Origin of the sequence: Phenylobacterium sp., from assembly GCF_046463815.1 — a bacterium.
GTDB lineage: Bacteria > Pseudomonadota > Alphaproteobacteria > Caulobacterales > Caulobacteraceae > Phenylobacterium.
The window spans coordinates 72,104-96,521 of the sequence record NZ_JBKBRO010000009.1; the positions used below are offsets into that span (position 1 = coordinate 72,104).

Consider the following 24,418-nt stretch of genomic DNA (forward strand, 5'->3'; position numbering starts at 1 on the left):
ATTTAGCGTGCCGCTACATGCGATCCGCGCAGGTGGATCAGGGCAGCTCCAGCACCTCGATCTTCCGGAATTCCAGCGGATGGCCCTCGCCCTGGAGCGAGATGTAGCCGCCCTCGAGCGGCGCGGGCTCCTGGCCCAGGGCCGCCGCATCGGCGTGCAGGCCCGCATACTCCGACGGCGCGAGGCGCACGTCCGTGTATTCCATCACCGTCTCGCCGTTGACGAGGTGGCGCACCAGACGCCCTCCGTGAACCTCGACCTCGAAGCGCACCCACTCGCCGTCGGGATAGGTCCTCGACGTGGAGTTCAGGCAGTGCTCGGTGCGCGTGACCCCCGCGATGGCGACGGTCACGCCCGGCGTGCAGACGTTGCCGGTGGGCCGGGTCTCGCCCGACGCGCCGCCCAGGAGCTGGGCCTCCACCGAGACGGGGAAGCTCTGGTCCAGGGCCATCGTCTCGGGCGCCTGGCCGTGCAGCATGACCCCGCTGTTGCGCACGGCCCAGGCCGGCGCGCCGGGCGTCTGGGGCCCGACGAACCGGTACTCGAACCGCAGGCGATAGGACGACAGCGGCGTGCGGTAGATCAGGTGGGCGAACTCGTCCTTGAAGACGTCGTACCGGTCGTACGAGACGCGCAGCACGCCGTCCCCGGCCCGGAAGGTGTCCCGCCAGTTCTCCCCCAGCGGATGGTGGTTCACCTTCGGGACCCAGCCCGAGAGGTCGCGGCCGTTGAAGATCGGCCGCCAGTGGTCCGCGGCGGCGGCCGGGGCGGCGCAGGCCAGCAGGCCCAGGGCCAGCAGCCCCGATCGCATCAGGTCGCCCATGCCCGGCCGATCTCCTTCAGCGGCACGCAGCCCCGATAGTCGCCCGGCACGGGATCATAGCGCAGCGCCTTCGTCGCGCCGGGCTCCGAGGTGAAGTAGCCGACCGTGACCAACTCCCGGAGCGCCGGGAACCAGTGAGGCTGGCGCGCGGCCTTGCCCTCGGCCTCGGCGGCGCGGAGCAGCGCGTCCTGCCGCTCGCCGGTGAGGGCCGCGAAGGGCGCCTTGAACTGCGCCCGCGCCTGGGCGTCCAGGCTCGCGAGCCCCGCCCGCAACCCTTCGGCCTCGGCCGGTTCGCACCAGTCGGCCATCGCCCGGTCGATGAACCGGGGCACGCCGACCGCGCCGGCGCCGGGGGTGTCCGTGGCCGGCATGATCCGCTCGCAGGCCGCGGCGAGCGTGCGCGCCTCGTCCGTCGAAAGCGCCTTGGGCGTCCAGGCGGGTACGGCCGTGGCGGCCTGGGCGTGGGCCACCACGGGCACGACCCACAGGGCGGCGAGCGCGCCCGCGAAGGCTTCCCGCCGATTGAGCATCGGAGCCGTCATCAGAGGTCTCCCTTCCGGCCGGCCTCGGCCGCGAAGGCCGCGGCCCGGGCGGTCAGCGCCATGTAGGTCAGGGACGGGTTCACGCAGGCCGACGAGGTCATGGCCGCCCCGTCGGTGATGAAGACGTTCGGGCACTCGTGCATCTGGTTGTGGGCGTTCAGCACCGACGTCTTCGGGTCGCGGCCCATGCGGGCCGTGCCCATCTCGTGGATGCCCAGGCCCAGGGCGTAGTCGCCGTCGTAGGGCCGCACGTTCCTGAAGCCCGCCGCCTCCAGCATCTCGGCGGCGGCGGCGGCCATGTCCTTGCGCATGGCCTTCTCGTTGTCGCCGATGGCGGCGTCGAAGGTGACCGTCGGCAGGCCGTGCTTGTCCTTCACGGCGGTGTTCAGGGTCATGCGGTTGCGGGGGTTGGGCAGGATCTCGCCGAAGCCGCCCAGGCGGAGCATCCAGGGGCCGGGCTGGGTGAGCGCGGTCTTGCGCTCCGCGCCGAAGCCGTCGACCGGCCGCTCCCAGCTCGGACGCCCGGCCCCGCCCTGGTAGCCGAAACCCCGCAGGTAGTCGGCCCGGCGCGTGGCCGCGTCCCCGAGATTGCGGAAGCGCGGGATGTAGAGGCCGTTCGGCCGCCGGCCTGAGTAGTATTTGTCGTCGAAGCCCTCGACCTCGGCGCCCGCGCCGACCCCCAGGTGGTGGTCCATGAGGTTGCGGCCCACCTGATCCGAGCCGTTGCCGAAGCCGTTCGGGAAGCGCGAACTGGCCGAGTTGAGCAGGATCCAGGCGCTGGCGATGGCCGAGGCGCAGAGGAAGATGACCTTGGCGTGGAACTCCTCCTCCTGGCCCGTCGCGGCGTCGAGGATCCTCACGCCCGAGGCCCTCCCCGTGCGTTCGTCGTGGACCAGGGTGGTGACGATGGAGTTCGGGCGAATCTGGAGGTTCCCGGTCCGCTCGGCCGCCACCAGGGTCGCGGAATTGGAGCTGAAGTAGGCCCCGTACGGACAGCCGCGCATGCAGAGGTTGCGGTTCATGCACTTGCCGCGGCCCAGCGCCTGCTGCTCCTCGGTGGGCGCGGTCAGGTGAGCGGCCCGGCCGATGGTGATGCGCCGCTCGGGGAAGCGCGCCTCGGACCTCTGCTTGAACGCCTTCTCGACGCAGTTCATCTCCATCGGCGGCTGGAAGACTCCGTCGGGGAGCTGCGGCAGGCCCTCGGCCTGACCCGAAACGCCGATGAACCGCTCCACATGGTCGTACCAAGGGGCCAGGTCGGCGTAGCGGATCGGCCAGTCCACCGCGATCCCCTCGCGGGCGTTGGCCTCGAAATCGAGGTCCGACCAGCGATAGCTCTGCCGCCCCCAGGTCAGCGAGCGGCCGCCCACGTGGTAGCCGCGAATCCAGTCGAACCGCTGGGTCTCGGAATAGGGGTTCTCGTCGTCGCGGACGAAGAAGTGCTGGGTGTATTCGGTGACGGCGTAGCCGGTGCGCCGCTGCATCGGGTACTTCGTGCGCAGCTCGGCCTCCGGCAGGCGGCCGCGCGGGTAGCGGGTCTGCCAGGGATCGGTGGCGGCGGTGGGATAGTCGGCGATGTGGCGCACCGGCCCGCCGCGCTCCAGCACCAGGGTCTTCAGGCCGCGCTCGGTCAGCTCCTTGGCCGCCCAGCCGCCGGTTATGCCGCTGCCCACGACGATGGCGTCGTAGGTGCGCTCCTCGCGGGCCTTGTTGTTGAGGTTCGCCATCTCAAGTGTTCCCCAGGCCGAGCAGCCGCCGGTTGGCGGCCGCGTCCGTGCCGGCGCCGGCGAAGTCGTCGAACGCCCGCTCCGTCACGCGGATGATGTGGTCGCGGATGAAGGGCGCCCCTTCGCGGGCCCCGTCCTCCGGATGCTTGAGCGCGCACTCCCACTCCAGCACGGCCCAGCCCGGATAGTCGTAGGCCGCCAGCTTGGAGAAGATCGCGCCGAACTCGATCTCGCCGTCGCCCAGCGAGCGGAAGCGGCCGGGGCGGTCCACCCAGCCCAAGTAGCCGCCATAGACCCCGGCGCGGCCGGTGGGCCGGAACTCGGCGTCCTTTACATGGAAGGCGCGGATGCGCGGGTGGTAGCGGTCGATGAAGTCCAGGTAGTCGAGCTGCTGCAGCACGAAGTGGCTGGGATCGTAGAGGATGTTGGCGCGGGGATGCCCATCCACCGCCTCCAGGAAGCGCTCGAAGGTCGCCCCGTCGTGCAGGTCCTCGCCGGGGTGGAGCTCGAAGCAGGCGTCCACGCCCGCGTCGTCGAAGGCGTCGAGGATCGGCCGCCAGCGCCGGGCAAGTTCGGCGAACGCCTCCTCGATCAGGCCCGCCGGCCGCTGCGGCCAGGGATAGACGTAGGGCCAGGCGAGCGCGCCGGAGAAGGTCGCGTGCGCGGTGAGGCCCAGTCGCTGGCTGGCCTTGGCCGCCGCCTTCATCTGGCCCACGGCCCAGGCCTCGCGCTCGCTTGGCTTCCCCCGCACTTGCGGCGGCGCGAAGCCGTCGAAGAGCTCGTCATAGGCCGGATGCACGGCGACGAGCTGGCCCTGGAGGTGGGTGGAAAGCTCGGTTATGGCGAGGCCCCTGTCGGCCAGCATCCCCTTCACGTCGTCGCAGTAGGCCTGGCTCTCGGCCCCCTTCGCCACGTCGAACAGGCCGCCCTCGCCGGTCGGAAGTTGCAGGCCGACGTAGCCCAGGCCGGCGGCCCAGTCGGCCAGGGTCTCCAGCCTGTCGAACGGCGGCTCAGGCCCCACGAACTGGGCCAGGAAGATGCCGGGCCCTTTCAGCGTCCTCATGCGATGCTCCCGTCCAGGGCGACCCAGCCCGCGCCGTCGCGGCTGGCGGCCACGGCCGCCTCCACGAACGCCATGCTGCGCACGCCCTCGGCGATGTCGGGCACGAGCCCTGCGTCGGACCGGCCCTCGGCGACGGCGTCGGCGAGGTCGCGGTAGAGGTTGGCGAAGGCCTCGATGAAACCCTCGGGATGGCCGGTCGGGATGCGCGACGCCGCCTGGGCCGGCGCCGAGAGGTAGCCCGCCGCCGCGTGCAGGGTGTGGCTGGGGCCGTCCAGCCAGTCGATGGTCAGCTCCGCCGGCCGCTCGTGGGACCAGGAGAGCCCACCCGCCTCGCCATAGACCTGAAGCTTCAGCCCGTTGCGGGCGCCGGCCGAAATCTGCGAGGCGATCAGCACGCCGCGCGCCCCGCCCGCGAAACGCAAAAGGACATTGCAGTCGTCGTCCAGCAGGCGGCCTGGGACCAGCGTCGAGACGTCGGCGCACAGCCGCTCGACCCGCACGCCGCCGACGAACTCAGCGAGGTTGAAGGCGTGGACCCCGATGTCGCCGATGCAGCCTGCCCCGGCCTGGGCCGGATCGACCCGCCACTCGGCCTGCTTGGCGCCCTCGCGCTCGATGGGCCGCGACAGCCAGCCCTGCGGATACTCCACGACGATCTTGCGGATGGCGCCCAGGTCGCCCCGGCGGACGATCTCGCGCGCCTCGCGGACCATGGGATAGCCGGTGTAGGTGTAGGTCAGGCCGTAGAGCCGTCCGCTCGCCGCCACCGCGCGCGCCAGCTCGCGGGCCTCGGCGAGGTCGCGGGTGGCGGGCTTGTCGCTCATCACGTGCAGGCCGGCCCGGAGCGCCGCGGCCGACACCGCCAGGTGCAGGTGGTTGGGCGTCACCACCGCCACGACCTGGGCTCCATCCTCACGCGTCGCCTCTGCGGCGATCATACGCGACCAGTCGTCGTAGCCGCGCACGCCCCAGGCCCTGGCGGCCTCGGCGCTCCTGGCCGGATCGCGGCTGAAGGCGCCGGCCACCAGCCGCATCCGCCCGTCCAGCTCGGCGGCCATGCGGTGCACGGGGCCGATGAAGGCGCCCGGCCCGCCGCCCACCATGGCCAGCCGGATGGGGCCGCCGCCGGTCATGCGGTCACGCGCGCCAGAAAGTCGTGGCAGATCTTCGCCGCCTCGATCCGGGGCCGCTCGAAGGGCGGCTCCTGCTCGACGTAGAAGTTCCGTACGCCGGCGGCGTGGGCGCCCGGCAGCAGGCGGCTCCAGTCGAGGCGGCCGGAGCCCACCTCGGTGGGGTCCATCCGCAGCTCGTAGTTCGCCTGGGTCGTGGGCTTGACGTCCTTCACGTGCATCAGGGTGAAGCGGCCCCGGTGCTTCTGGATGAAGGTCAGGGGATCGACCCCGGCGGCCGCCATCCAGCCCACGTCGGCCTCGAAGGTGACGAGCGCCGGGTCGGTCTCGGCCAGCAGGATCTCCAGGCCGTTCGTCTGGCCCTTCGGCGCGAATTCGAAGTTGTGGTTGTGGTAGCCGACGGCGATCCCCGAGCGCTTCAGCACCGCGGCCTTGGCGTTCAGGAACTCGGCGTTCATCTTCCAGTCGTCGGCGGTGAGCGCCCCCATCATCGTGCGGTAGGCGTCCACGCCGGCCACGCCCTGGGCGGCCTTGAGCGCATGGTCGGGAACGAAGGGGCTTGGGGCCACGGCGTGCTTCACGCCGATGGTCGCCAGGTCGTCGGCCAGCCTGGCGAGGTCGCCGTCGAAGCCCCCGCGCGCCTGGATGTGGGCGCTGCGGCAGGTGAGCCCCGCCTTGTCCAGCGCGGCCCGGATCTCGGCCGGGGTGCGGCCCATGAAGCCCGGCAGCTCCACGTCGCGGTAGCCGATCCCCGCCACCGCCGCGAGGGTGGCGTCCAGGTCCTTCCCGGCGTCGGGCCCCAGCGTATAAAGCTGCAGGCCGATCGGCAGGCCGGCCCGCTGGAAGAACGGCGCGGCCCCGGATTGGGCTTGGGCCCTTGTGCTCACCAGCGCAGCGCCGGCGGCGACGAGGAAGCTGCGGCGGTGCGGTTGAAGCGTCGGACGCACGGAACGTCTCCCTGGTTGGCGGACATCATGCGGTGACCGGGTGGACCGGCCGCGCCTGGGGCGGACGGAAGAAGAGGGCGAGCAGGACGACGGCTGCGAGGGCCATGCCGGTCGGGACCAGAAACAGGGTCTGGTAGTCCACCTGCGGCCCGGCGGGGGTCGCCGTCGACAGCCGGCCCATGAGCTGCGGGAAGAGGAAGCTCGCCGCCACGTTGCCGACGCCCAGGATCAGCAGGTTGAACAGGCCCTGCGCGCTGGTGCGAACGTCCTTCGGGAAGACGGCGTCCACGAAGATGTACACGGTGGCGAAGAAGAACGCGTAGCAGATGCCGTGCAGGAGCTGGACGGCGACGATCACCGGCACGCTGTCGGGGAAGAAGGCGAAGACCGAGAAGCGCGCGGCGTGCCCCAGCACGCCCACGATCATGGTCGCCTTCCAGCCGATGCGGATCAGCACGCCGCCCAGGACGAACATGGTCACGATCTCGGCGAGCTGGCCGAGGCTCAGAACCACCATCGAGAGGTTGCCCGCGATCCCCACCCGCTGGGTCAAAAAGGCGTCGGCCATGACGAAATAGCCGTTGTGGATCACGCTATCGATGAAGGTGACCAGGAACAGCACGGCCACGAAGGGAACCCGCAGCAGCTTGAAGGCCTCGCGCCAGGCCAGCGGGTCGGCCGCCTCGGCGCCGCGCTTGGGCGGGGTGTGCGGCAGGGTCAGGCTGTAGGCGGCGAGCACGAAGGAGACGACTGCCGCCACGATGAAGATCGATCGCACCTGATGCGGCTCGGCCTGGGCGCCCAGCAGGAAGACGAAGGGCCAGCTCACCAGCATCCAGCCCACCGTCCCGCCCATGCGCACCGCGCCGAAGTCCTTGGCCGGGTCATTCAGGTTGGCGAAGGCGATGGAATTGGAGACCGACAGCGTCGGCACATAGAGCAGGCTGTAGACGAGGTAGCCCGCGAAGAACGGCCAGAAGCTGGTCTGGAAGGCGGTGAACAGCAGCGCAAGGCCGCCCAGCAGGTGGCTCGCGGCCAGGAACCGCTCGGCCGAGAAGTTCCGGTCGGCGAACTGGTTGGAGAAGAAGATTCCGAGGAGCGCGGCCACGCCCCACGAGCTGCCGACCATTGATTGCTGCCAGGGCGCGAACCCCAGCATTCCCATGTAGGGAAAGAGCTTTGGCGCCCAGGCGCCCCAGACCGCGATCTGGAGCAGCATCATCAGGAACAACCGCGCCTTGGCGCCCATGCCTCGCCTCCCCCGCTGCGAGGGCTCTTGAACGGCCCCGCTCGCGCGATGTAATCGATTACACGTTCAACGCACGGGTGCAAGCCGGTGGCCACGATCCACGATGTCGCCAAGGATGCAGGAGTCTCGACGGCGACCGTCTCGCGGGTGCTGAGCGCGCCCGAGCGGGTGGCCGAGGCGACGCGGGCGCGCGTGCTGGCCTCGGTGGAGCGGCTGGGCTACGCGCCCAACGTGGCGGCCAAGAGCCTGCGCACGCTGAAGACCGGCAAGATCCTGGTGACCGTGCCGGACATCTCGAACCCGTTCTTCTCCCAGGTCATCCGGGGCGTGGAGGAGGCGGCGACCGCCGCGGGCTACGCCGTCCTGCTGGGCGACACGCGCCACGAGGAGGAGCGCGAGGACCAGTACGCGCTCTTGATGCGCCGCAAGGAGGCCGACGGCCTGATCTTCCTGGGTCACCGGCTCTCGCCCGCCCTGGCCGAGCTGGTGGCCGCGCTGGGACCGAAGGCGCCCATCGTCAACGGCTGCGAGTTCAGCCCCGAACTGGGCGTGCCCAGCGCCCACATCGACAACGCCCGGGCGGCCGCCGAGGCCATGGAGCACCTCTACGGCCTGGGCCACCGGCGGGTGGGCGTCATCACGGGCCCGCTCGCCAGCCCGCTCAGCCGCGACCGCCTGAGCGGGGTGCAGGCCGCCGCCGCCCGCCACGGCCGCTGGGGCCTGAACGTGGCGCAAGGCGACTTCTCGATCGAGTCGGGCCTTGCCCAGGCGCTGGCCCTGCTGGACGCCGACCCACGGCCCACCGCGATCTTCTGCTTCAGCGACGAGATGGCCATGGGCGCCCTGGAGGCCCTGCGCCGCCGCGGGCTCTCATGCCCCGCCGACGTCTCCCTCGTGGGCTTCGACGACATCCGCTACGCGCGCCACCTGGACCCGCCGCTCACCACGGTCAGCCAGCCCAAGGAGGCCATCGGCCACGAGGTGGTGCGCCTGCTGCTCGACGTGCTGTCGGGCCGTGTGGACACCGTGCGGCACGTCACCCTCGCCCACCGGCTGGTGGTGCGCGCCAGCACCGCGCCGGCGCCTACTTCAGCGGCCGGATCTTGATGTTGCGGTAGTAGACGTGGTCGCCGTGGTTCTGCAGGGCGATGTGGCCGGTGTCCGAAGCCGCGAACTGCGGCCAGGCCTTGAACTTGGCAGCCGCGACCTTGGCCTTGAACTCGGGTGAGCGCAGGTCGTACTCGGCCACCTTCACGCCGTTCAGCCAGTGCTCGCCCTTGCCGCCCCTGAGCACCAGCCGGCTGTGGTTGAACTCGCCCACCGGCTTCGTCGCATCGGTCGTCGGTGGATAGAGGCCGTAGAGGGCGCCGGCCTGCTCGGCCAGGGGCTCGCCCCGGGCGTTGTCGACGACCTGGTATTCCGGCCCGCTCTGGTAGGTCTGGTCGCCCGTCTCGGTGACGTGGAACATGACGCCGGAGTTGCCCTTGGGCGTGATCTTCCAGTCGAAGACCAGCTCGAAGTCGCCGAACGTCTCCTTCGTCATGATATCGCGCGATGTCTTGGGATCGGGGCCCAGCGTCCCGTCCGTCACGGTCCAGCCGGCGTCGGGCTCGGGCGTCTTGAAGCCGCGCCACCCCGCGGTGGACTTGCCGTCGAACAGCAGCTTCCAGCCCGCCGCCTTCTCGGCCGGGGTCAGCACGTTGTCGGCGGCGAAGGCCGCTCCGCCCGTCATCGCGATCGCCATGGCGATCCCAAGCACCCCAGCCCTCATGGCGTTCCCTTTCAAAGTCCCAGCGCCTTCAGGCGCTCCTCCAGCACGGCCTTCACCTCGGCCGAGGGACCGGGGTCGGACGCACGGGCCTCGTTGCCGATGTAGCCGATGTCCTTGAACCCGGCTTCGGTCGTGTAATAGGCGCCCACGGTCAGGGCCCGGAACCGCTTGAAGAAGGCCTGGGTCTTCTCGTCCGTCGACCTCGGCAGGGCCGCGAGGGCGGCCGCCCGCCGACCTGCGTCGCCGCGTACGAGATCGGGGATCAGCGCCTTCAGCCCGTCGCGAATGACGGGCCGGTCCTTGAGCTGGTCGGGATAGGGCGCGCTCACCCACTCGTCGATGAAGTCGGGCACGCCCAGGGCGCTCGCCGCCGGCGCGGTGGCCGCGGCCGGCAGGATGAAGTCAGCGAGGATCGCGGCGGCCTGCAGCTCGTCGTCCGAGAGCAGGCGCGGCCAGGGCGCCTTGACCGGCGGGTTGAGCTTCGGGTCGGTCCCATAGCCGCCGGCCGTGGGCGTCGCCTTCCCGCCGATGGCGTCGCGATAGATCACCACGCCCGCGCCGCCGGCGATGGCCGCGCCGGCCGCGCCGACCCAGATCAGGGCCGTGCGGCGGTCGATCTTGCGCCGATAGGGCTTGGGGGTCTCGTCGCTCACAGCTCACCCCGCTTGGCCAGTGTCGCCAGATGGTCGCTCGACCGCCAGGCCAGGGCCAGGATCGAGAGGGTCGGGTTCTTGTCGGGACTGGAGACCAGCACCGCCCCGTCGGTGACGAACAGGTTCGGGACCGCCCAGGCCTGGCCGTACTGGTTGACCACCGAGTCCGTCTCGGAGGCGCCCATGCGGGCGGTGCCGACCTCGTGGATCATCTCGCCGCCCTTGGAGATGGCCTTGCGGCCGTCGCGCTCGACCTCGCCCACCGGCTTGCCGCCCAGCCGGTCGATCACTTCCAGGAAGGTGGTCGTCATGTGCGCCGCCTGCCTCGTCTCGGCCTCGCCCCACCTCCAGTGGAAGCGCAGGACAGGAATGCCCCACTTGTCCTTCACCTTCGGATCGAGCTCGCAGTAGCAGTCGTCGTTGGGGATCATCTCGCCCCGGCCGTTGAAGCTGATGACGCTGCCGTAACGGCGGCGCAGGCTCTCCCGCAGCTCGTCGCCGACGCTGGCGTCGTCCGTGAGCAGGCGGGCGATGCTCATGGACGGCATCTGCCGGCCGCCGCCGATCTCGATGTGGTAGCCGCGCGGGAAGCCCAGCTCCTTGTGCCGGTCGTAGCCCCACCAGGGGACGTAGGTGTGCTCGACGCTCATGCCGTCGTCGTTGGTCGGCGGCAGGCCCTCCAGCGCAGGGAACTGGCCGGTGACGTTGAGGCCAACGCTGTCCATCAGGTAGCGGCCGACCATGCCGTGGGTGTTGCACAGGCCGTCCGGGAACCTGGCGCTCTTGGAGTTCAGCAGGATGCGGGCCGTCTCGCCCGAGCCCGCGGCCAGCACCACGGCGCGGGCCGTGGCCGAATGGTGTTCGCCCGTCCTGCGGTCCACGAAGGCGACGCCCTTGGCCTTGCCGGCCGCGTCCAGGTCCACCTGATAGACCAGGGCGTTGGTGCGGATCGTCAGGTTCCCCGTCGCCATGGCCGGCGGCAGCAGCACGGTCGTGGACTGGAAGTTCGCCCCGATGGCGCAGCCCCGGCCGCAGGGGGTGGCGAAGACGCACGTGTTGCGGCCCTCCATGGCCTGGGTGACCACGGCGCCGTGCATCGGCACGACCGGGATGCCCATGGCTTCGAAGGCGCGGGCGTAGAACAGCTCGAAGGCGCGGGGCGGCGGGCTCTCCATCAGGCAGCCCGGCGGCGAGTCAGGCGTGTTGGTAAGCCCACGCGGCGGGGCGGCGCCGGTCACCCCGATCAACTTCTCGGTCCGGTCGTACCAGGGCGCGAGGTCGTCGTAGGCGATCGGCCAGTCGTAGCCCAGGCCGTCGCGGCTGCGCGGCTTGAAGTCCAGCGGCCCGAAGCGCAGCGAGATACGGCCCCAGTGGTTGGTGCGCCCGCCCAGCATCCGCGGCCGCCACCAGATGAACGGCTCCGAGCCCTCGGCCACCGTGTAGGGCTCGTTCGGCACCTCCCAGCCGCCGTCGACGGTGGCGTCGTAGAAGCCGAAGGGCTTGTCCGGCGTCGAGGCCCCGCGCAGGGGCGCCTCGGCGTTGATGTTGTACATCGGGGTCTCGGCGACGGGGTCGTAGTCGCGCCCCGCCTCCAGCATCAGCACCTTCAGGCCCGACTTCGTCAGGTGGTAGGCGCTCATCCCGCCGCCGGCGCCGGAGCCGACCACGATCACGTCATAAGGCTCAGGCCCGGCCACGCTCGCGTCCCCCGCACCCACAATCGGAGGCTGCACGTTGGCCCAGACCGCCGCGGCGGCCAAGGGGCGAGTTTGGGCGTGACCTTGGGGCCGGTCTTAGGCTGCGGTGTTGAGAGCCGGCTGGACGTCGGCCTGAAGCACCGGGATCAGGGCGTCGATCTCGGCCAGTTCGCGCGACAGCTCTTCCTTGCGGCTCACCAGCTTCTTCAGCGCCGTCTCCGAACCCGCGCCCGCGCGCTGGTCGGCGTCGAGCACCTGGCGGATGTCGCGCAGCGACAGGCTGACCGAACGCAGGCGGGAGATCCACGCCAGGCGCTGGCGAGCCCAGCCGTCGTAGTAGCGATGGTTGAGCCGGTCGCGGTGGGCCTCGATCAGGCCCTTCTCTTCGTAGAACCGGATGGCCCGAGGGGTCAGGCCGAAAAGCCGGCAGGCGTCCGACAGGCCCAGCCGGGGGAGGTGGTGCAGCTTCTCGCCAGGACGTCCGATCATCGCAACCTCGCCGCGTCAGGAACGGGCTCCGCCATTTTGCAAAATAGCGCGGAGCGGTCGGAGAGAGAGAAAGCGAGAATCCCGCTCGGATTTCAAACGAGAACGTGCGAAGACTTGGCGCCTCGCAATCCCTGATTTGTGAAATTGTGAAATGGCGGCCAAGCTTTTCGTGGGTCCCCAGGTGCGGGCGCTCCGGCAGGAACACGGCCTGAAGCTCCAGGCCTGCGCCGCCCGGCTGGGGATTTCGGTCAGCTACCTGTCGCAGATCGAGGCCAACCAGCGGCCGGCGACGTCCAGGGTGCTGCTGTCGATCGCCGAGGCCTTCGGGGTCTCGCCCGAGGTGTTCGAGGCCCGCGAGGACGAGCGGCTGATCGCCGACCTCAAGGAGGCGGTGGCGGAATCCGCCCATCCCGGCGCTCCCGTGGCCCTATCCGAGATCCGCCGCGTCGCGTTGCAGGCCCCGGCCTTCGCCCGCCGTTTCCTCGACCTGCACCGGGCCAACCAGCGGCTGACCGAACGCCTCAACCTCACCGAGGCGGCGGTCGCCCTCGACGAGGCGACGGCGGCGAGCTCGCTGCTCCCCTACGAGGAAGTCCGCGAGTTCTTCCACGACCGGGACAACTACATCGACGCCATCGACCGGGCGGCCGAGGCGCTGGCCGAATCCCTGGGCCTGGCCGACGGCGTCGCGCCCGAGGAACGGATCGCCGCGCACCTGTGGGAGCGGTTCGGCATCGCCGTGGAACGCGGGGCGGCCGGCGAAGTGATGCGGCGCTACGACCCGGCGGCCCGCACGCTCTACGTCAATCCCCGCCAGCCCCCCGAGACCCAGACCTTCCAGCTCGCCTACCACCTGGCCGCGGTGGAACTGTCCGACGTCATCGAGGCCGAGCTCGGACGGGCGCGGTTCCGCACGGCGGAGGCCGTCGACGTCTGCCGGGTGGGCCTGTCGAACTATGCGGGCGGCGCCCTCCTGATGCCCTATCGGCGCTTCCACGCGGCGGCCAGGGCGCGGCGCCACGATGTTGAGGCCCTGGCCCTGGGCTTCCACACCAGCCTGGAGCAGGTCTGCCACCGGCTCTCGACCCTCCAGCGGGCGGGCCTGCGCGGCGTGCCGCTGTTCTTCGTGCGCATGGACTACGCGGGCAACATCACCAAGCGCCACAGCGCCACGCGCCTTCGATTCGCCCGGTTCGGCGGCGCCTGCCCCCTGTGGAACGTCCACGAGGCGGTGGGCGCGCCCGAGAGGTTCCTCGTGCAGGTGGCCGAGATGCCGGACGGCACGCGCTACCTGTCGGTGGCGCGCAGCGTGGTGAAGCCGTCAGGGAGCTACCTGCAGCCGGCTCGGCACTTCGTTCTGGGCTTTGGATGCGAGATCGAGCACGCCCATGAGCTGGTCTATTCGCAGGGGCTGGACCTCTCCGGCCCGGCGGCCCGCATCGGGGTAAGCTGCCGGATCTGCGAGCGCAACGACTGCGTCCAGCGGGCCTTCCCGCCGGTCGACCGCCCTCTGCGTGTGCCGCCCAACGAGCGCCGGACGGTGCCGTTCAGGCTGGACTGACCGCCTCCCCCGCCCAAGGACGGAGGAGGCGGCGCGATCCTAGAACGACTGGCCGAAGCGGACGCCGATGATCCGCGGCCGGATGGGCGTCACCCAGACGCGGGTGCAGACCACGCAGGCCACGAAGCGGTCGACCTGGCCGCTCTCGTCGAACAGGTTCTTGGCGAAGGCCTCGACCCGCCACGAGCCGTTCGTCAGGCCCGCGGTCATGTCGAAGGTGGTGTAGTCGGGCAGCTTGCCCACCAGCGCCCGGTCGGCCGTGCGCAGGTCGGGATAGGCCGAGCCCGAATAGACGACGGAGCCCTGCACGTGGGCGGTATTGCCGCCCATGTCCCACTCGTAGCGGACGTTCACATTGCCCTTGAACTTGGGCGTGACCGGCAGGGACTGGCCCTTGGGCGCGAGGATCGGGCCGGCGGGGTCGGAGCGATAGTCCTGGTCGAGCTCGGCGTCGATGTAGCTGGCCGCGCCATTGATCGTGAGGCCCTCGGCCGCGGCCCATGACAGGTCGGTCTCGACGCCCTTCATCCTGGCCTTGCCGCCGTTGGCGATGATGGTCAGGCCGTTCTGCCCCAGGAACGAGAACTGGTAATCGTTCCACTTCTCGCTGAAGAGCGCGCCGTTCCACCGCAGGCGGTTGTCCATCCAGGTCGTCTTCCAGCCGAACTCGAGGTTCTTCAGGAAGTCGGGATCGTAGGGGTCGCCGCCGCGGCGGTTGACGCCGCCAGGCCGATAGCCCGTCGAGTAGGTGAGATAGACCATGCGGTCGTCGTCGATGTTGTACTCGGCGTTGATCCGGTAGGTCTTGCCCTTGTCCTTGGTGGTGCGGTCGAGGTTGGTGCAGGGGCTGCCATCCACGATCGGGCCGCCGAAGCAGGCCGCCTCGCCCGTGCGCGAGCTGTAGCCGTCGCTGTAGCCGAAGAAGCCCTCCAGGCCGTTCTTGGCCTTGAAGAAGCGGATGCCGCCGTTGAGCGTCAGCTTGTCGGTGACGTCGAGCGAGGCGTCGGCGAAGGCTGCGTAGTCGCGGTCGACCCGCAGTTGCTTGGTCAGCCAGATGGTGTCCGGCCAGCCCGTGACCGAGATCGCATCGGCCAGCCCGTCGATCTTGTAGCGCTGCTGAATGTTGTGGGTCTGCTTCTGATAGAACAGGCCCGCCGTGACGCGGAGGCGTTGGTCGGCCGGGGTCGCCACGCGGAACTCGTGGGACTCCTTCATGAAGACATCCTTCGACTGGATGTACTGGGAGATGTCGATCGGATTGCCGGCGTCATCGGTCCAGTACGCGCCATAGCCGTACAGGGTGTCGTAGAAGTAGGCGTAGTCCGAATAGTCGGACTGGCCGTCGATCCAGCGCTTCATCTTGGCGCCGGCGTAGGTGACGTCGAGGTTCGACACCTGACCCTGGATGGTCAGGGCCGCCTGGAGCCACTTGTCGTCCAGGGTGTCGGGCCGGAACCGGGCGGCCTTCAGGCGGCCGCGGCCGGGATCGTACGAGAAGGTTCCGTCCGCCTCGGTGCGCTGGGCGTTCAGCGTGGGCGTGATGGACCAGTTGTCGTCCAGGTCGATCTTCAGCGCGGCTCGCGCACCGTAGGTGTCGACATCGTTGTAGGCGTTCTTGGCCAGGCCATCGTTGTCGATGGTCACGTTGCCGGTCGGATAGGTGATCGAGGCCGGCTCGTTGTCGATGTAGCCGGCGTCATGCTGGGCCCAGCCGACGAGACGGATCGCGGCGCGCTCGCCCAGGGGCTGGTTCACGAAGCCCTCGGCTCCGTATCCGATGTCGCCGTGCGCGACGCTGTTGACCTCCAGGTCGTAGCTCGCCTCGAAACCCGAGGTGGACGGCTTGTTGGTGATGATGCGGATGGTGCCCGCCTGGGAGCTCGCGCCGTAGAGCGTGCCCTGGGGACCGGCCAGCACCTCGACCCGTTCGATGTCGTAGACGTGGATGTCCAGCGGACCGGTGATCGTGGTGACCGGCTGTTCGTCGAGATAGACGCCCACGCTGGGCAGGGGCCCGGAGTGGTTGCTGTTCTCGCCCGAGGCGACGCCGCGCATGTAGATGGTGTTGAAGCCCGGCGCTGCGGACTGGACCGTGACGTTCGGGAGGAACTTCACATAGTCAGCCATGTCCGAGACCTGGAGCTGGTCCAGGCGCTCGGTGCCGATGGCCTGCACGCTGACGGGCACGTCCTGCAGGTTCTCGGACCGCTTCTGGGCGGTGATGACCACCTCCTCGAGCTGGGTCCCCGCGGTCTGCGCCATCGCGGGCGCGGCCACGGCGGTCAGCATGGTGGTCGCCAAGAGGCCCATGGACCAGCGCGGCGTCATTCTCGATCTCATTGTTGTTCCCCCTCAGTGCAAGGCGGCGGCTGATGCGCAGGCGCCTCCGGATACGAATCCAGGACCGGCCCCAGCGCCGCCTTCAGCGGCCCGAGCCAGATATCGTAGTTCCGCCAGTGGTCGGCGGCGTCCGTAAAGATTGGCTTACGGACTTGTTCGGAGCTCGCGGTCCGGACCGCCCGATCGTTCTCGTAGAACCTCAGGCAGGCCGCCTCGAAGGGAAGACCGCAGTAATCGAGCAGGCGGCGCGTCTCCGCCTCGGGATCGGTCACCATCTGCTCATAGATGACGCGATGGACGCGGCCGGGCAGGATCGCGTCGAAGTGCGCCATCAGCTCGACGTAGTCGGCGTAGTAGCGGCCGATGTCGGTCAGGTCGTAGGTGAAGCCCTGGCCGCGGGCGAAGTGCTGCTTGAAGCCCGAGAAGCCGCAGCCCAGGGGATGACGCCGGGCGTCCACGATCCGGGCGTTCGGCAGGGCGAGCTGGATCAGCCCCAGGTGCGCCCAGTTGTTGGGCATCTTGTCGATGAAGAAGGGCCGGCCGAGCTTCCGGTGGACAGAGGCGCGCTCCAGGTATTCCTCCCCCAGCGCCCTGAGGTCCTCGGGGGAAAGTTCCGCCAGCACGTCGGGATAGCGCCCCGCCGAGGATTTCTTGGCCAGACCGCCCAGGCGCCGGGCCATGGCGATGATGTCGGGCAGTTCCTGGGTCCCCTCCACCTGGCTGTGGCTGGAGAGGATCTGCTCGACCAGGGTCGAGCCCGAGCGCGGCAGACCCACGATGAAGATCGCGTCCGGCGCCTGGCAACCCTGCCCCGCCCGCTCGGCGAAGAACCCCGGCGTGAAGAGCGCCTTCGAACGGCGGACGTGGGTCGTGGTCTCGTCGGCCTCGTAGCCCAGGTCGCGGCGGCGCAGCGCGTTGCCCTCCGCGTAGTGGCGGAAGCTTTCCTCGAACCGGCCCTCGTCCTCCAGCGCCTTGCCGAGCGCGAAGTGGAGATGAAAGCGGTCCTCGTCGCCGATGTCGGTGCGGGCGAGCTGGGCCTGCATGGCGGCCACGTCCTCCGCCGAGAACTTCACCGTCTTGAGGTTGGCCAGACTCCACCACGCCTCGCCCAGTTCGGGCGTGAGCGCCAGGCTGCGGCGGTAGGCCTCGATGGAGTCCGCCTGCCGCCCCACCGTCTTCAGGGCATGGCCGTAGCTCATCCAGGTCTTGGGATGGCGGGGATGGTCCTTCAGCACCTCGGCGTAGAGCGCGATCGCGCCCTCGTACTCGCCGATCCGGCCCAGGGCGGCGGCCTTCAGGTTCAGGTAGGCGGGATTGCGCGGGTCATCGGCCAGCAGCCGGTCGAGCTGGCCGATGGCCTCCACGGGCTTGTTGTGGCGGTAGAGGACGGTCGCATAGTTGTGCCGGGCGGGGGTAAAGCCGGGCGCCAGCTCCACGCAGCGGGCCAGCAGCTTCTCGGCCTCCTCGTAGCGCCCCATCCGCATCCCGGTCTCGGCCAGCATCCGGATGGCGGCCACGTCGGTGGGCCGGGCCTTCAGGATGGCGCGGAGCGCATGCTCGGCCTCGGCGAGGCGGTCCTCGACCAGCGCATTGGCGGCGGCGACCAGTTCGGGGTCCTTAACCGAGCCCTTCACCGAGCGGAGATAGGCGGCCTCGGCGGCCTCGGTCTCGCCCTGGCGGCGCAGCGCCTCGCCCAGCAGGCGCAGCGCGTGCGGATGGTCGGGCAGGACCTTGAGGATCTCGCGGGCCTGCTCCTCGGCGAGCGAGGGGTCCTGGGCGAGCAGGCGAGCGGCGTGGGCGAGGGCCACGTCGAGCGTGCCAACCGGATCTGCCGTCGCGCTCTGCACGCCCCCTCCGTCGGCGTTCACGCCGTGGCCGGATCAAGCGGCCGATGCGCTGACACTGTCAATTATAGTCTCGGTATCGGATCGCCCCAGAAGCCTGGCTGTGGCGGCAGGATCACGCCCTGCTCGAACCGGCAGCCCCCTTCCCGGTCCCTGGCCAGCCACCACGGCCCGTCGAGATCGACGAGATCGGCGCCCGCCGCCAGCGGGAGGGCGGGCGCGATGGCCAGCGAGCTCGCCACCATGCAGCCGACCATGACCTTCAGACCGGCCGCGCGCGCGGCGCGCGCCAGGGCGGCGGCTTCCGTGAGCCCGCCGGCCTTGTCGAGCTTGACGTTCACGGCCTGGTAGCGGCGGGCGACGGCGGCGAGGTCGGCGCGGGTATGGAGGCTCTCGTCGGCGCAGATCGGAACGGGACAGGCGATCCCCTCCAAGGCGGCGTCCTCCCCGGCCGGCAGCGGCTGCTCCAGGAGCGCGACGCGGGTCCTTGCCAGCACCGGCGCCATCTCGGCCACGAGCGCCGCCGTCCAGCTCTCGTTGGGATCGGCGATCAGCCGCGCGGCCGGCGCGGCTTCGGCGACCGCCAGCAGGCGGGCGGCGGGATCGTCGGCGTCCAGCTTCACCTTCAGGATCGGGGCGTCGGCGGCCGCGGCGGCCGCGTCGCGCATGGCGTCCACGCCGTCCAGGCTGATGGTCACGGCGCTGGGGACCGGCCCCGCCGCGGGCAGTCCCAGGAGGTCGGCCACCGACCGCCCCTCCAGCCGCGCCCGCAGGTCCCAGGCCGCGCAATCCAGGGCGTTGCGCGCCGCCCCGGGCGGCAGCGCGGCCAAGGCGGCGTCCAGCGAGGACGCGCGGGCGGCGGTCTCCAGTTCGGCCACCACCGACTCGACCGTCTCGCCATAGCGGGGATAGGGCGCGCACTCGCCCCGTCCCGTCGCGCCGTCGCGGGCGAGCTCGACGACGACCACCTCGGCGTGGGTTTTCACGCCGCGCGAGATGCGGAAGGGCGCGCGGAGCGCCAGGCGTTCGGGCCGGATGCGGAGGTCGAGACCCATGCGCCGCCGTTGTCCCGCATCGCGGCCGCCGCGTCGATCCCGGCGCGCCCTGTTCCGGCCCGAGCGCGCGTCGACAGCGCAACCGGAGCGTGATTAGCTCGCGCCCGGATAGGGATTGAGAGCCCGAGCATGACCCACGCCGCCGCCGTGGACACCGGCAAGATCGACATCGGCCGCGTGATCCGCGTGCTCATGGAGGTGCTGAAGCGCAACTTCGCGACGTTCCTGCTCCTGGCCCTCCTGCTCTACGGCCTGCCCTCGGCCATCGTGACGCTCCTGAGAGCCGACGACCTCCGGCGCTTCCAGGACGGCGACTTCAGCCACTTCGGCCCCGGCCTCGGCCTGGGCTGGCTGGTCGGGCTCGTCACCAGCGCCATCCTGCAGGGCGCGCTGACCTATGCGGCGATCGAGGACCTGAGCGGCCGCCGGGCGTCGATCTCCGGCAGCCTGACGGTGGGCCTGCGAGCCTTCCTGCCTCTGATCGGCATCGCGGTCCTGGCGTTCGTGGGCCTGTTCGTGGGCTACCTGCTGCTGGTGGTCCCCGGCGTGATCCTGACCTGCATGTGGATGGTCACCGTGCCGGCCTTCATCGCCGAACGGACGACGATCCTCGGCGCGTTCGGGCGCAGCGCCGAACTGACCCGTGGCAATCGCTGGCGGATTCTGGGCGCCCTCCTGCTCTGGATCTGCGCGGCGTTCGTGGTCTCGCTGGTGATCGGCTTCTTGGGCGGGGTCGCGGCCTTCATCACTGGCGGCGCGGGCGACCCGGCCAACCCGGCGACCGTCCTGACCAACGCCGTGACCGGCTCGATCGGCATCGTGATCGGGGCCGCGGCGGCGGCCGTGCTCTACGTGGAGCTGCGCAAGGCGCGCGAGGGGGGCGCCGCATGGATGGCGGACATCGTTCGCTAGGCGCGCCGCTTGACCCCGGCCCCGGACCCAGGATGCTGACCGCATGACCGCGCTTTCCGACTTCATCCGGGGCCTGCCCAAGGCCGAACTCCACCTGCACATCGAGGGCAGCCTCGAACCCGAGCAGATGTTCGAGTTCGCCCGCAGGAACCGCGTGGACCTGCCGTTCAAGACGGTGGAGGAGGTGCGCGCCGCCTACGCCTTCTCGAACCTCCAGGATTTCCTGGACATATACTACCAGGGGGCGAACGTCCTGCGCACCGAGGCGGACTTCCACGACCTGGCCATGGCCTATTTCCGCCGGGTGGCGGCCGACGGGGCCCGCCACGTCGAACTCTTCTTCGACCCGCAGACCCACACCGACCGGGGCATTCCCTTCTCAGTGGTGGCCGAAGGCCTGCTGGGCGGCATGGCCGAGGCGAAGGCGACCCTGGGCGTCAGTTCGGACCTGATCCTGTGCTTCCTGCGCCACCTGGACGAGGACGCGGCCTTCAGGACCTTCCGCGACGCCGACCCCTACCTGGACCGCATCCTGGGGGTGGGGCTGGATTCCTCCGAGGTCGGCCACCCCCCGTCCAAGTTCCAGGGCGTCTTCAAGGCCGCCCGCGAGCGGGGCCTGAAGCTGGTCGCCCACGCCGGCGAGGAGGGCCCGCCCGAATACGTCTGGGAGGCGCTGGACGCCCTGGGCGTCGACCGCATCGACCACGGCAACCGGGCCCTGGAGGACGAGGCCCTGGTCAAGCGGCTGGCGGACGAAGGCATGACGCTCACCGTCTGTCCGCTCTCGAACCTGAAGCTCTGCGTCGTGGACGACCTGAAGGCCCACCCGCTGAAGACCATGCTGTCGCGGGGCCTCGCCGCGACCATCAACTCCGACGATCCGGCCTATTTCGGCGGGTACCTGCACGACAACTGGGTCCAGACCGCCGAGGCCGTGGATCTCACCCGCGACGAGCTCGTGACCCTGGCCAAGAACAGCTTCACCGGCTCGTTCCTGCACCCCGAGCTTGTGGCGCGGCATCTGGCCGACATCGACGCCTATGTGGCCCGGAGCGCCGGGCCGGCCTGACGCGCCCTCTTGCATCGGCGAGCGGAAGCAGGTCACCTCTCAAAGTTGAACGGTGCGTCACGTCGCCGGATCTCCGAGGGAAGAGACACATGCCCAGGTATGCCGCCGCCCCCATCGCGTTCGCGGTCGTCGCGCTCATGGCCGGCGCCGCCCACGCCAGGACCATCGCCGTGGCCCCAGGCCCGGACGCCCAGGAGCGCATCCAGACCGCCCTGCTCGACGCCAAGCCGGGCGACGTGGTGGAGATCGCCGCCGGCCGCTACGAGCTCACCGACGGCCTGTCGCTGGACGTGGATGGGGTGACGGTGAAGGGCGCCGGCCCCGACGCCACCGTGCTGTCGTTCAAGGGCCAGAAGGGCGCGGGCGAGGGGCTGCTGGTCACCTCCGACCGGGTGACCGTGCGCGACCTCGGCGTCGAGGACACCAGGGGCGACGGGATCAAGGCCAAGGGCTCGGACCAGATCAGCTTCGTCAACGTCCGCGTGGAATGGACTGGCGGACCGAACGAGAAGAACGGCGCCTACGGCGTCTATCCGGTCAGCTCCACCAACGTGCTGGTGGACAAGGTGGTGGTGAAGGGCGCTTCCGACGCGGGCATCTATGTCGGCCAGTCGAAGAACATCGTGGTCAAGCGCAGCCGCGCCGAATTCAACGTGGCCGGCATCGAGATCGAGAACTCGTACAACGCCGACGTCCACGACAACGTGGCGACCCGCAACGCCGGCGGCATCCTGGTGTTCGACCTGCCGAACCTGCCCCAGATGGGCGGCCATTCCACCCGCGTGTTCAACAACCAGGTCGTCCAGAACGACACCCCCAACTTCGCGCCCAAGGGCAACATCGTGGCCAGCGTGCCGACCGGCACCGGCGTGATGGTGATGGCCAACCGCGACGTCCACGTCTTCGGCAACGAGATCGACGGCAACCAGTCGGCCGGCGTCATGCTGGTCAGCTACGTCCAGAAGTTCGACGACAAGTCCTACAACCCCCTGCCCCGCGACGTAGTGGTCCGCGACAACCGGATCGGCAGGAACGGCTGGGACCCCAAGTTCGACGGCGGACCCTTGCTGGCCCTGCTGGCGGGCGGCCAGATCCGGGTGATGTGGGACGGCGTGACCTCGTTCGGCGCGACGACCGAGCCGGTGCGCGTGCGCCTCGCGGACGGGCCGGTGCTGAACCTGCGGCTCGCGGGACCCGGCCAGCTCGACACCGCCAAGCCCACCGTGCAGCCCACCTTCGGCGAGGCGGCCCTGCCCGAGCCGCCGGCCGTGACCCTGCCCGCCGCCCAGGCCGCCCTGACCGACTGAGGCGCCAGACATGAAACGCGCGCTGGCCGCTTTCGCCGCCCTCCTGTGCCTGGGGGCGGCGCCCGCGCCGAAAGGCGTGGCCCTGGACGTGCTGCTGGCCGAGGGGCCGGCCCCGAAGCTCTCGGACTACCGCCTGTTCTCCGACGCCGGCGGGCGCACGCCGAACGCGCGGGTGACGCCCTATGCGCTGAACACGCCGCTGTTCACCGACTACGCCGAGAAGTTCCGGTTCGTGTACGTGCCGCCGGGAACCACGGTGGGCTACCGGCCCGAAGGCGCGCTGGACTTCCCGGTAGGGACCGCGCTGGTCAAGACCTTCGCCTATCCGGCCGATCTGCGCCGGCCGGACCAGGATGTCCGCTACCTCGAGACCCGGGTCCTCATCCGCAAGGCCGACGGCTGGACCGCCCAGGCCTATGTCTGGAACGCCGACCAGACCGAGGCCGTGCTGAAGCGGGCCGGCGCGCGCATCGACGTGGCCGTCGTCGACGCCCAGGGACGGGCCCGCCGCATCGACTACGGCGTGCCGAACCAGAACCAGTGCAAGGAATGCCATCAGCTCGACAAGGCCATCCAGCCGCTGGGCCCCAAGGCGCGTAACCTGAACGGCGACTTCCGCTACGCCTCGGGCGTGGAGAACCAGCTCGCCCACTGGACGAAGGCCGGGCTGCTGACGGGCGCGCCGAAGCCCGCCGCCGCGCCGCGCACGGCCCGCTGGGGCGATCCGGCCGAACCCCTGGAGGCCCGGGCCCGGGCCTATCTCGACGCCAACTGCGCCCACTGTCACAACCCGCGCGCCGTCGCCTCGAACAGCGGCCTCTTCCTGCAGTGGGAGGAGATCAATCCCGTGGCCCTGGGCGTCGGCAAACGGCCCGTGGCGGCGGGTCGCGGCTCGGGCGGGCTTGAGGTTGGGATCAGGCCGGGAGACCCCGACGCTTCGATCCTGGTCCACCGCATGGCCTCGGACGAACCCGGCGTGATGATGCCCGAGCTCGGCCGCAGCGTGACCCACGAGGAGGGCGTGAAGCTGATCCGCGACTGGATCGCGGGGATGAAGCCCCAAGGGGACTGACACCCTCCGCAGAATCCCTGGATTGCCTGCCGCCGGGGCGCCCGCGTAGCAAGGCCTGGCCCGACATCGACGGAGGTCCCCCTTGGCGAGCCCAACCCTGTTCGACCCGCTCACCCTGGCTCACGGCCGGCCCATGAAGAACCGCTTCATGCTGGCCCCGCTGACCAACTGCCAGAGCCACGCGGACGGCACGTTGTCGGACGATGAGTACAACTGGCTGACCATGCGGGCGAAGGGCGGCTTCGGCCTGACCATGACCTGCGCGGCCCACGTCCAGGCGGTCGGCCAGGGCTTCCCCGGCCAGCTCGGCATCTTCGGCGACCAGCACCTCGAAGGCCTCTCGCGCCTCGCCGCCGGCATCAAGGCGGCGGGCAGCCTCTCGGCCGTCCAGCTCCACCACGCCGGCGACCGCTCGCCCAAGGAGCTGGTGGGCCAGCCGGTAAGCGCCTCGGACAATGCCGAGACGGGCGTGCGCGGCCTCTCGACCGCCGAGGTGGAGCAGCTCGTCCAGGACTTCGTCGCCGCCGCCGTCCGCGCCGAGAAGGCAGGCTTCGACGGCGTGGAGATGCACGGCGCCCACGGCTACATCCTGGCCCAGTTCCTGTCGCCCGAGATCAACCGCCGGGACGACCGCTACGGCGGCGGGCTGGAGAACCGGGCCCGCATCTTCTTCGAGATCATCGACGGCATCCGCGCGAGCACGGGCCCCGACTTCCAGCTCGGCCTGCGCCTGTCGCCGGAACGGTTCGGCCTGAGGCTCGGCGAGGTGATCCAGGTGGCCCAGGAGATCCTGCGCGACGGCAAGATCGACTATCTCGACATGTCGCTGTGGGACGTCTTCAAGGAGCCGGTGGAGGAGGAGTTCAAGGGCCGTTCCCTGATGTCCTACTTCACCGAGCTGGAGCGCGGGAACGTGCGCCTGGGCGTGGCGGGCAAGATCACCACCGCCGCCATCGCCGCCGAGATGCTGGACAAGGGCGCCGACTACGTCCTGATCGGCCGCGCCGCCATCGTGCACCACGACTTCCCCGAGCGCGCCCGCGACCCGGCCTTCGCCCAGCTCCCGACGCCGGTCAGCGCCGAACACCTGATCAAGGAGGGCGTGTCCCCCACCTTCGTCGAGTACCTGCGCAACACGTTCAAAATGGTGGCTTAGGCAAGATGGCG

Annotated in this window: 21 protein-coding genes; 7 read left to right on the plus strand and 14 right to left on the minus strand. The window is 70.4% G+C overall.

Annotated elements, in window-relative coordinates; all coding sequences use genetic code 11:
- Nucleotides 1–37: 37 nt before the first annotated feature.
- The 7 genes from ACK4TT_RS07775 to ACK4TT_RS07805 are packed head-to-tail and all read right to left on the minus strand — an operon-like array spanning nt 38 to nt 7,481.
- Nucleotides 38–823: a DUF1080 domain-containing protein gene (locus ACK4TT_RS07775; RefSeq protein ID WP_409635162.1), complete on the minus strand. Its 786-nt coding sequence runs from the start codon at nt 821–823 to the stop codon at nt 38–40.
- Entirely contained in the window at nt 811–1,365 is a 555-nt protein-coding gene (locus ACK4TT_RS07780; RefSeq protein WP_409635165.1) for a gluconate 2-dehydrogenase subunit 3 family protein, read from the minus strand. The genes ACK4TT_RS07775 and ACK4TT_RS07780 overlap by 13 nt, the downstream gene beginning before the upstream one ends.
- The gene (locus ACK4TT_RS07785; protein WP_409635167.1) at nt 1,365–3,092 is read right to left on the minus strand and encodes a GMC oxidoreductase; all 1,728 of its coding nucleotides are present in this window, start codon (nt 3,090–3,092) and stop codon (nt 1,365–1,367) included. Before ACK4TT_RS07785 ends, ACK4TT_RS07780 begins: the two co-directional genes overlap by 1 nt.
- Nucleotide 3,093: 1 nt before the next feature.
- Nucleotides 3,094–4,155 carry a sugar phosphate isomerase/epimerase family protein gene (locus ACK4TT_RS07790; protein WP_410212748.1) on the minus strand — a complete coding sequence of 354 codons (1,062 nt, stop codon included), beginning with the start codon at nt 4,153–4,155 and terminating at the stop codon, nt 3,094–3,096.
- Nucleotides 4,152–5,288 carry a Gfo/Idh/MocA family protein gene (locus ACK4TT_RS07795; protein ID WP_409635173.1) on the minus strand — a complete coding sequence of 379 codons (1,137 nt, stop codon included), beginning with the start codon at nt 5,286–5,288 and terminating at the stop codon, nt 4,152–4,154. Before ACK4TT_RS07795 ends, ACK4TT_RS07790 begins: the two co-directional genes overlap by 4 nt.
- Nucleotides 5,285–6,232 carry a sugar phosphate isomerase/epimerase family protein gene (locus tag ACK4TT_RS07800; RefSeq protein ID WP_409635176.1) on the minus strand — a complete coding sequence of 316 codons (948 nt, stop codon included), beginning with the start codon at nt 6,230–6,232 and terminating at the stop codon, nt 5,285–5,287. The genes ACK4TT_RS07795 and ACK4TT_RS07800 overlap by 4 nt, the downstream gene beginning before the upstream one ends.
- Before the next feature lie 25 nt (nt 6,233–6,257).
- The gene (locus ACK4TT_RS07805) at nt 6,258–7,481 is read right to left on the minus strand and encodes an MFS transporter (RefSeq protein WP_409635179.1); all 1,224 of its coding nucleotides are present in this window, start codon (nt 7,479–7,481) and stop codon (nt 6,258–6,260) included.
- 87 nt (nt 7,482–7,568) lie between these two features.
- Here ACK4TT_RS07805 and ACK4TT_RS07810 point away from each other — a divergent pair, with 87 nt between their 5' ends.
- Nucleotides 7,569–8,588 (plus strand): LacI family DNA-binding transcriptional regulator, encoded by a 1,020-nt coding sequence (locus ACK4TT_RS07810; protein WP_409635182.1) that lies wholly within the window; start codon nt 7,569–7,571, stop codon nt 8,586–8,588.
- Here ACK4TT_RS07810 and ACK4TT_RS07815 read toward each other — a convergent pair.
- The 4 genes from ACK4TT_RS07815 to ACK4TT_RS07830 form a co-directional block, all read right to left on the minus strand.
- Complete coding sequence (locus ACK4TT_RS07815; RefSeq protein ID WP_409635185.1) at nt 8,566–9,225, minus strand: DUF1080 domain-containing protein; 660 nt, start codon at nt 9,223–9,225, stop codon at nt 8,566–8,568. The two genes, ACK4TT_RS07810 and ACK4TT_RS07815, sit on opposite strands and share 23 nt — an antisense overlap.
- A gap of 38 nt (nt 9,226–9,263) precedes the next feature.
- The gene (locus ACK4TT_RS07820) at nt 9,264–9,905 is read right to left on the minus strand and encodes a gluconate 2-dehydrogenase subunit 3 family protein (protein WP_409635188.1); all 642 of its coding nucleotides are present in this window, start codon (nt 9,903–9,905) and stop codon (nt 9,264–9,266) included.
- Nucleotides 9,902–11,602, minus strand: coding sequence for a GMC family oxidoreductase (locus tag ACK4TT_RS07825; protein WP_409635191.1), 1,701 nt, complete (start codon nt 11,600–11,602; stop codon nt 9,902–9,904). The genes ACK4TT_RS07820 and ACK4TT_RS07825 overlap by 4 nt, the downstream gene beginning before the upstream one ends.
- 96 nt (nt 11,603–11,698) lie before the next feature.
- Nucleotides 11,699–12,091: a MerR family transcriptional regulator gene (locus ACK4TT_RS07830; RefSeq protein ID WP_409635194.1), complete on the minus strand. Its 393-nt coding sequence runs from the start codon at nt 12,089–12,091 to the stop codon at nt 11,699–11,701.
- A gap of 151 nt (nt 12,092–12,242) precedes the next feature.
- On the opposite strand from ACK4TT_RS07830, the gene ACK4TT_RS07835 reads away from it, so the two are divergent.
- Nucleotides 12,243–13,652, plus strand: a complete 1,410-nt coding sequence (locus ACK4TT_RS07835; RefSeq protein ID WP_410212749.1) for a short-chain fatty acyl-CoA regulator family protein — start codon at nt 12,243–12,245, stop codon at nt 13,650–13,652.
- Between the two features lie 39 nt (nt 13,653–13,691).
- Here the strand turns inward: ACK4TT_RS07835 and ACK4TT_RS07840 are convergent, their stop codons facing one another.
- The 3 genes from ACK4TT_RS07840 to dgcA all read right to left on the minus strand — a co-directional run bounded on the left by ACK4TT_RS07840 (nt 13,692) and on the right by dgcA (nt 18,891).
- A complete protein-coding gene (locus ACK4TT_RS07840) occupies nt 13,692–15,980 on the minus strand; it encodes a TonB-dependent receptor (protein ID WP_409635201.1) in 2,289 nt (762 codons plus the stop codon).
- An 8-nt stretch (nt 15,981–15,988) separates the two neighbouring features.
- Nucleotides 15,989–17,839, minus strand: a complete 1,851-nt coding sequence (locus ACK4TT_RS07845) for a tetratricopeptide repeat-containing sulfotransferase family protein (RefSeq protein ID WP_410212750.1) — start codon at nt 17,837–17,839, stop codon at nt 15,989–15,991.
- 62 nt (nt 17,840–17,901) lie between these two features.
- Nucleotides 17,902–18,891 carry an N-acetyl-D-Glu racemase DgcA gene (dgcA, locus tag ACK4TT_RS07850; protein WP_409635207.1) on the minus strand — a complete coding sequence of 330 codons (990 nt, stop codon included), beginning with the start codon at nt 18,889–18,891 and terminating at the stop codon, nt 17,902–17,904.
- 129 nt (nt 18,892–19,020) lie between these two features.
- Between dgcA and ACK4TT_RS07855 the strand changes: the two genes are divergently transcribed.
- From ACK4TT_RS07855 to ACK4TT_RS07875, 5 genes are all read left to right on the plus strand, one after another.
- Nucleotides 19,021–19,803 (plus strand): glycerophosphoryl diester phosphodiesterase membrane domain-containing protein, encoded by a 783-nt coding sequence (locus ACK4TT_RS07855; protein ID WP_409635210.1) that lies wholly within the window; start codon nt 19,021–19,023, stop codon nt 19,801–19,803.
- Between the two features lie 43 nt (nt 19,804–19,846).
- On the plus strand, nt 19,847–20,872 hold the full coding sequence (locus ACK4TT_RS07860; RefSeq protein ID WP_409635213.1) for an adenosine deaminase: 1,026 nt from the start codon (nt 19,847–19,849) through the stop codon (nt 20,870–20,872).
- Nucleotides 20,873–20,961: 89 nt separating this feature from the next.
- A complete protein-coding gene (locus ACK4TT_RS07865) occupies nt 20,962–22,179 on the plus strand; it encodes a parallel beta-helix domain-containing protein (RefSeq protein WP_409635216.1) in 1,218 nt (405 codons plus the stop codon).
- 10 nt (nt 22,180–22,189) lie between these two features.
- On the plus strand, nt 22,190–23,251 hold the full coding sequence (locus ACK4TT_RS07870) for an SO2930 family diheme c-type cytochrome (protein WP_409635219.1): 1,062 nt from the start codon (nt 22,190–22,192) through the stop codon (nt 23,249–23,251).
- 82 nt (nt 23,252–23,333) lie between these two features.
- On the plus strand, nt 23,334–24,407 hold the full coding sequence (locus ACK4TT_RS07875; protein WP_409635222.1) for an NADH:flavin oxidoreductase: 1,074 nt from the start codon (nt 23,334–23,336) through the stop codon (nt 24,405–24,407).
- Nucleotides 24,408–24,418: the final 11 nt, after the last annotated feature.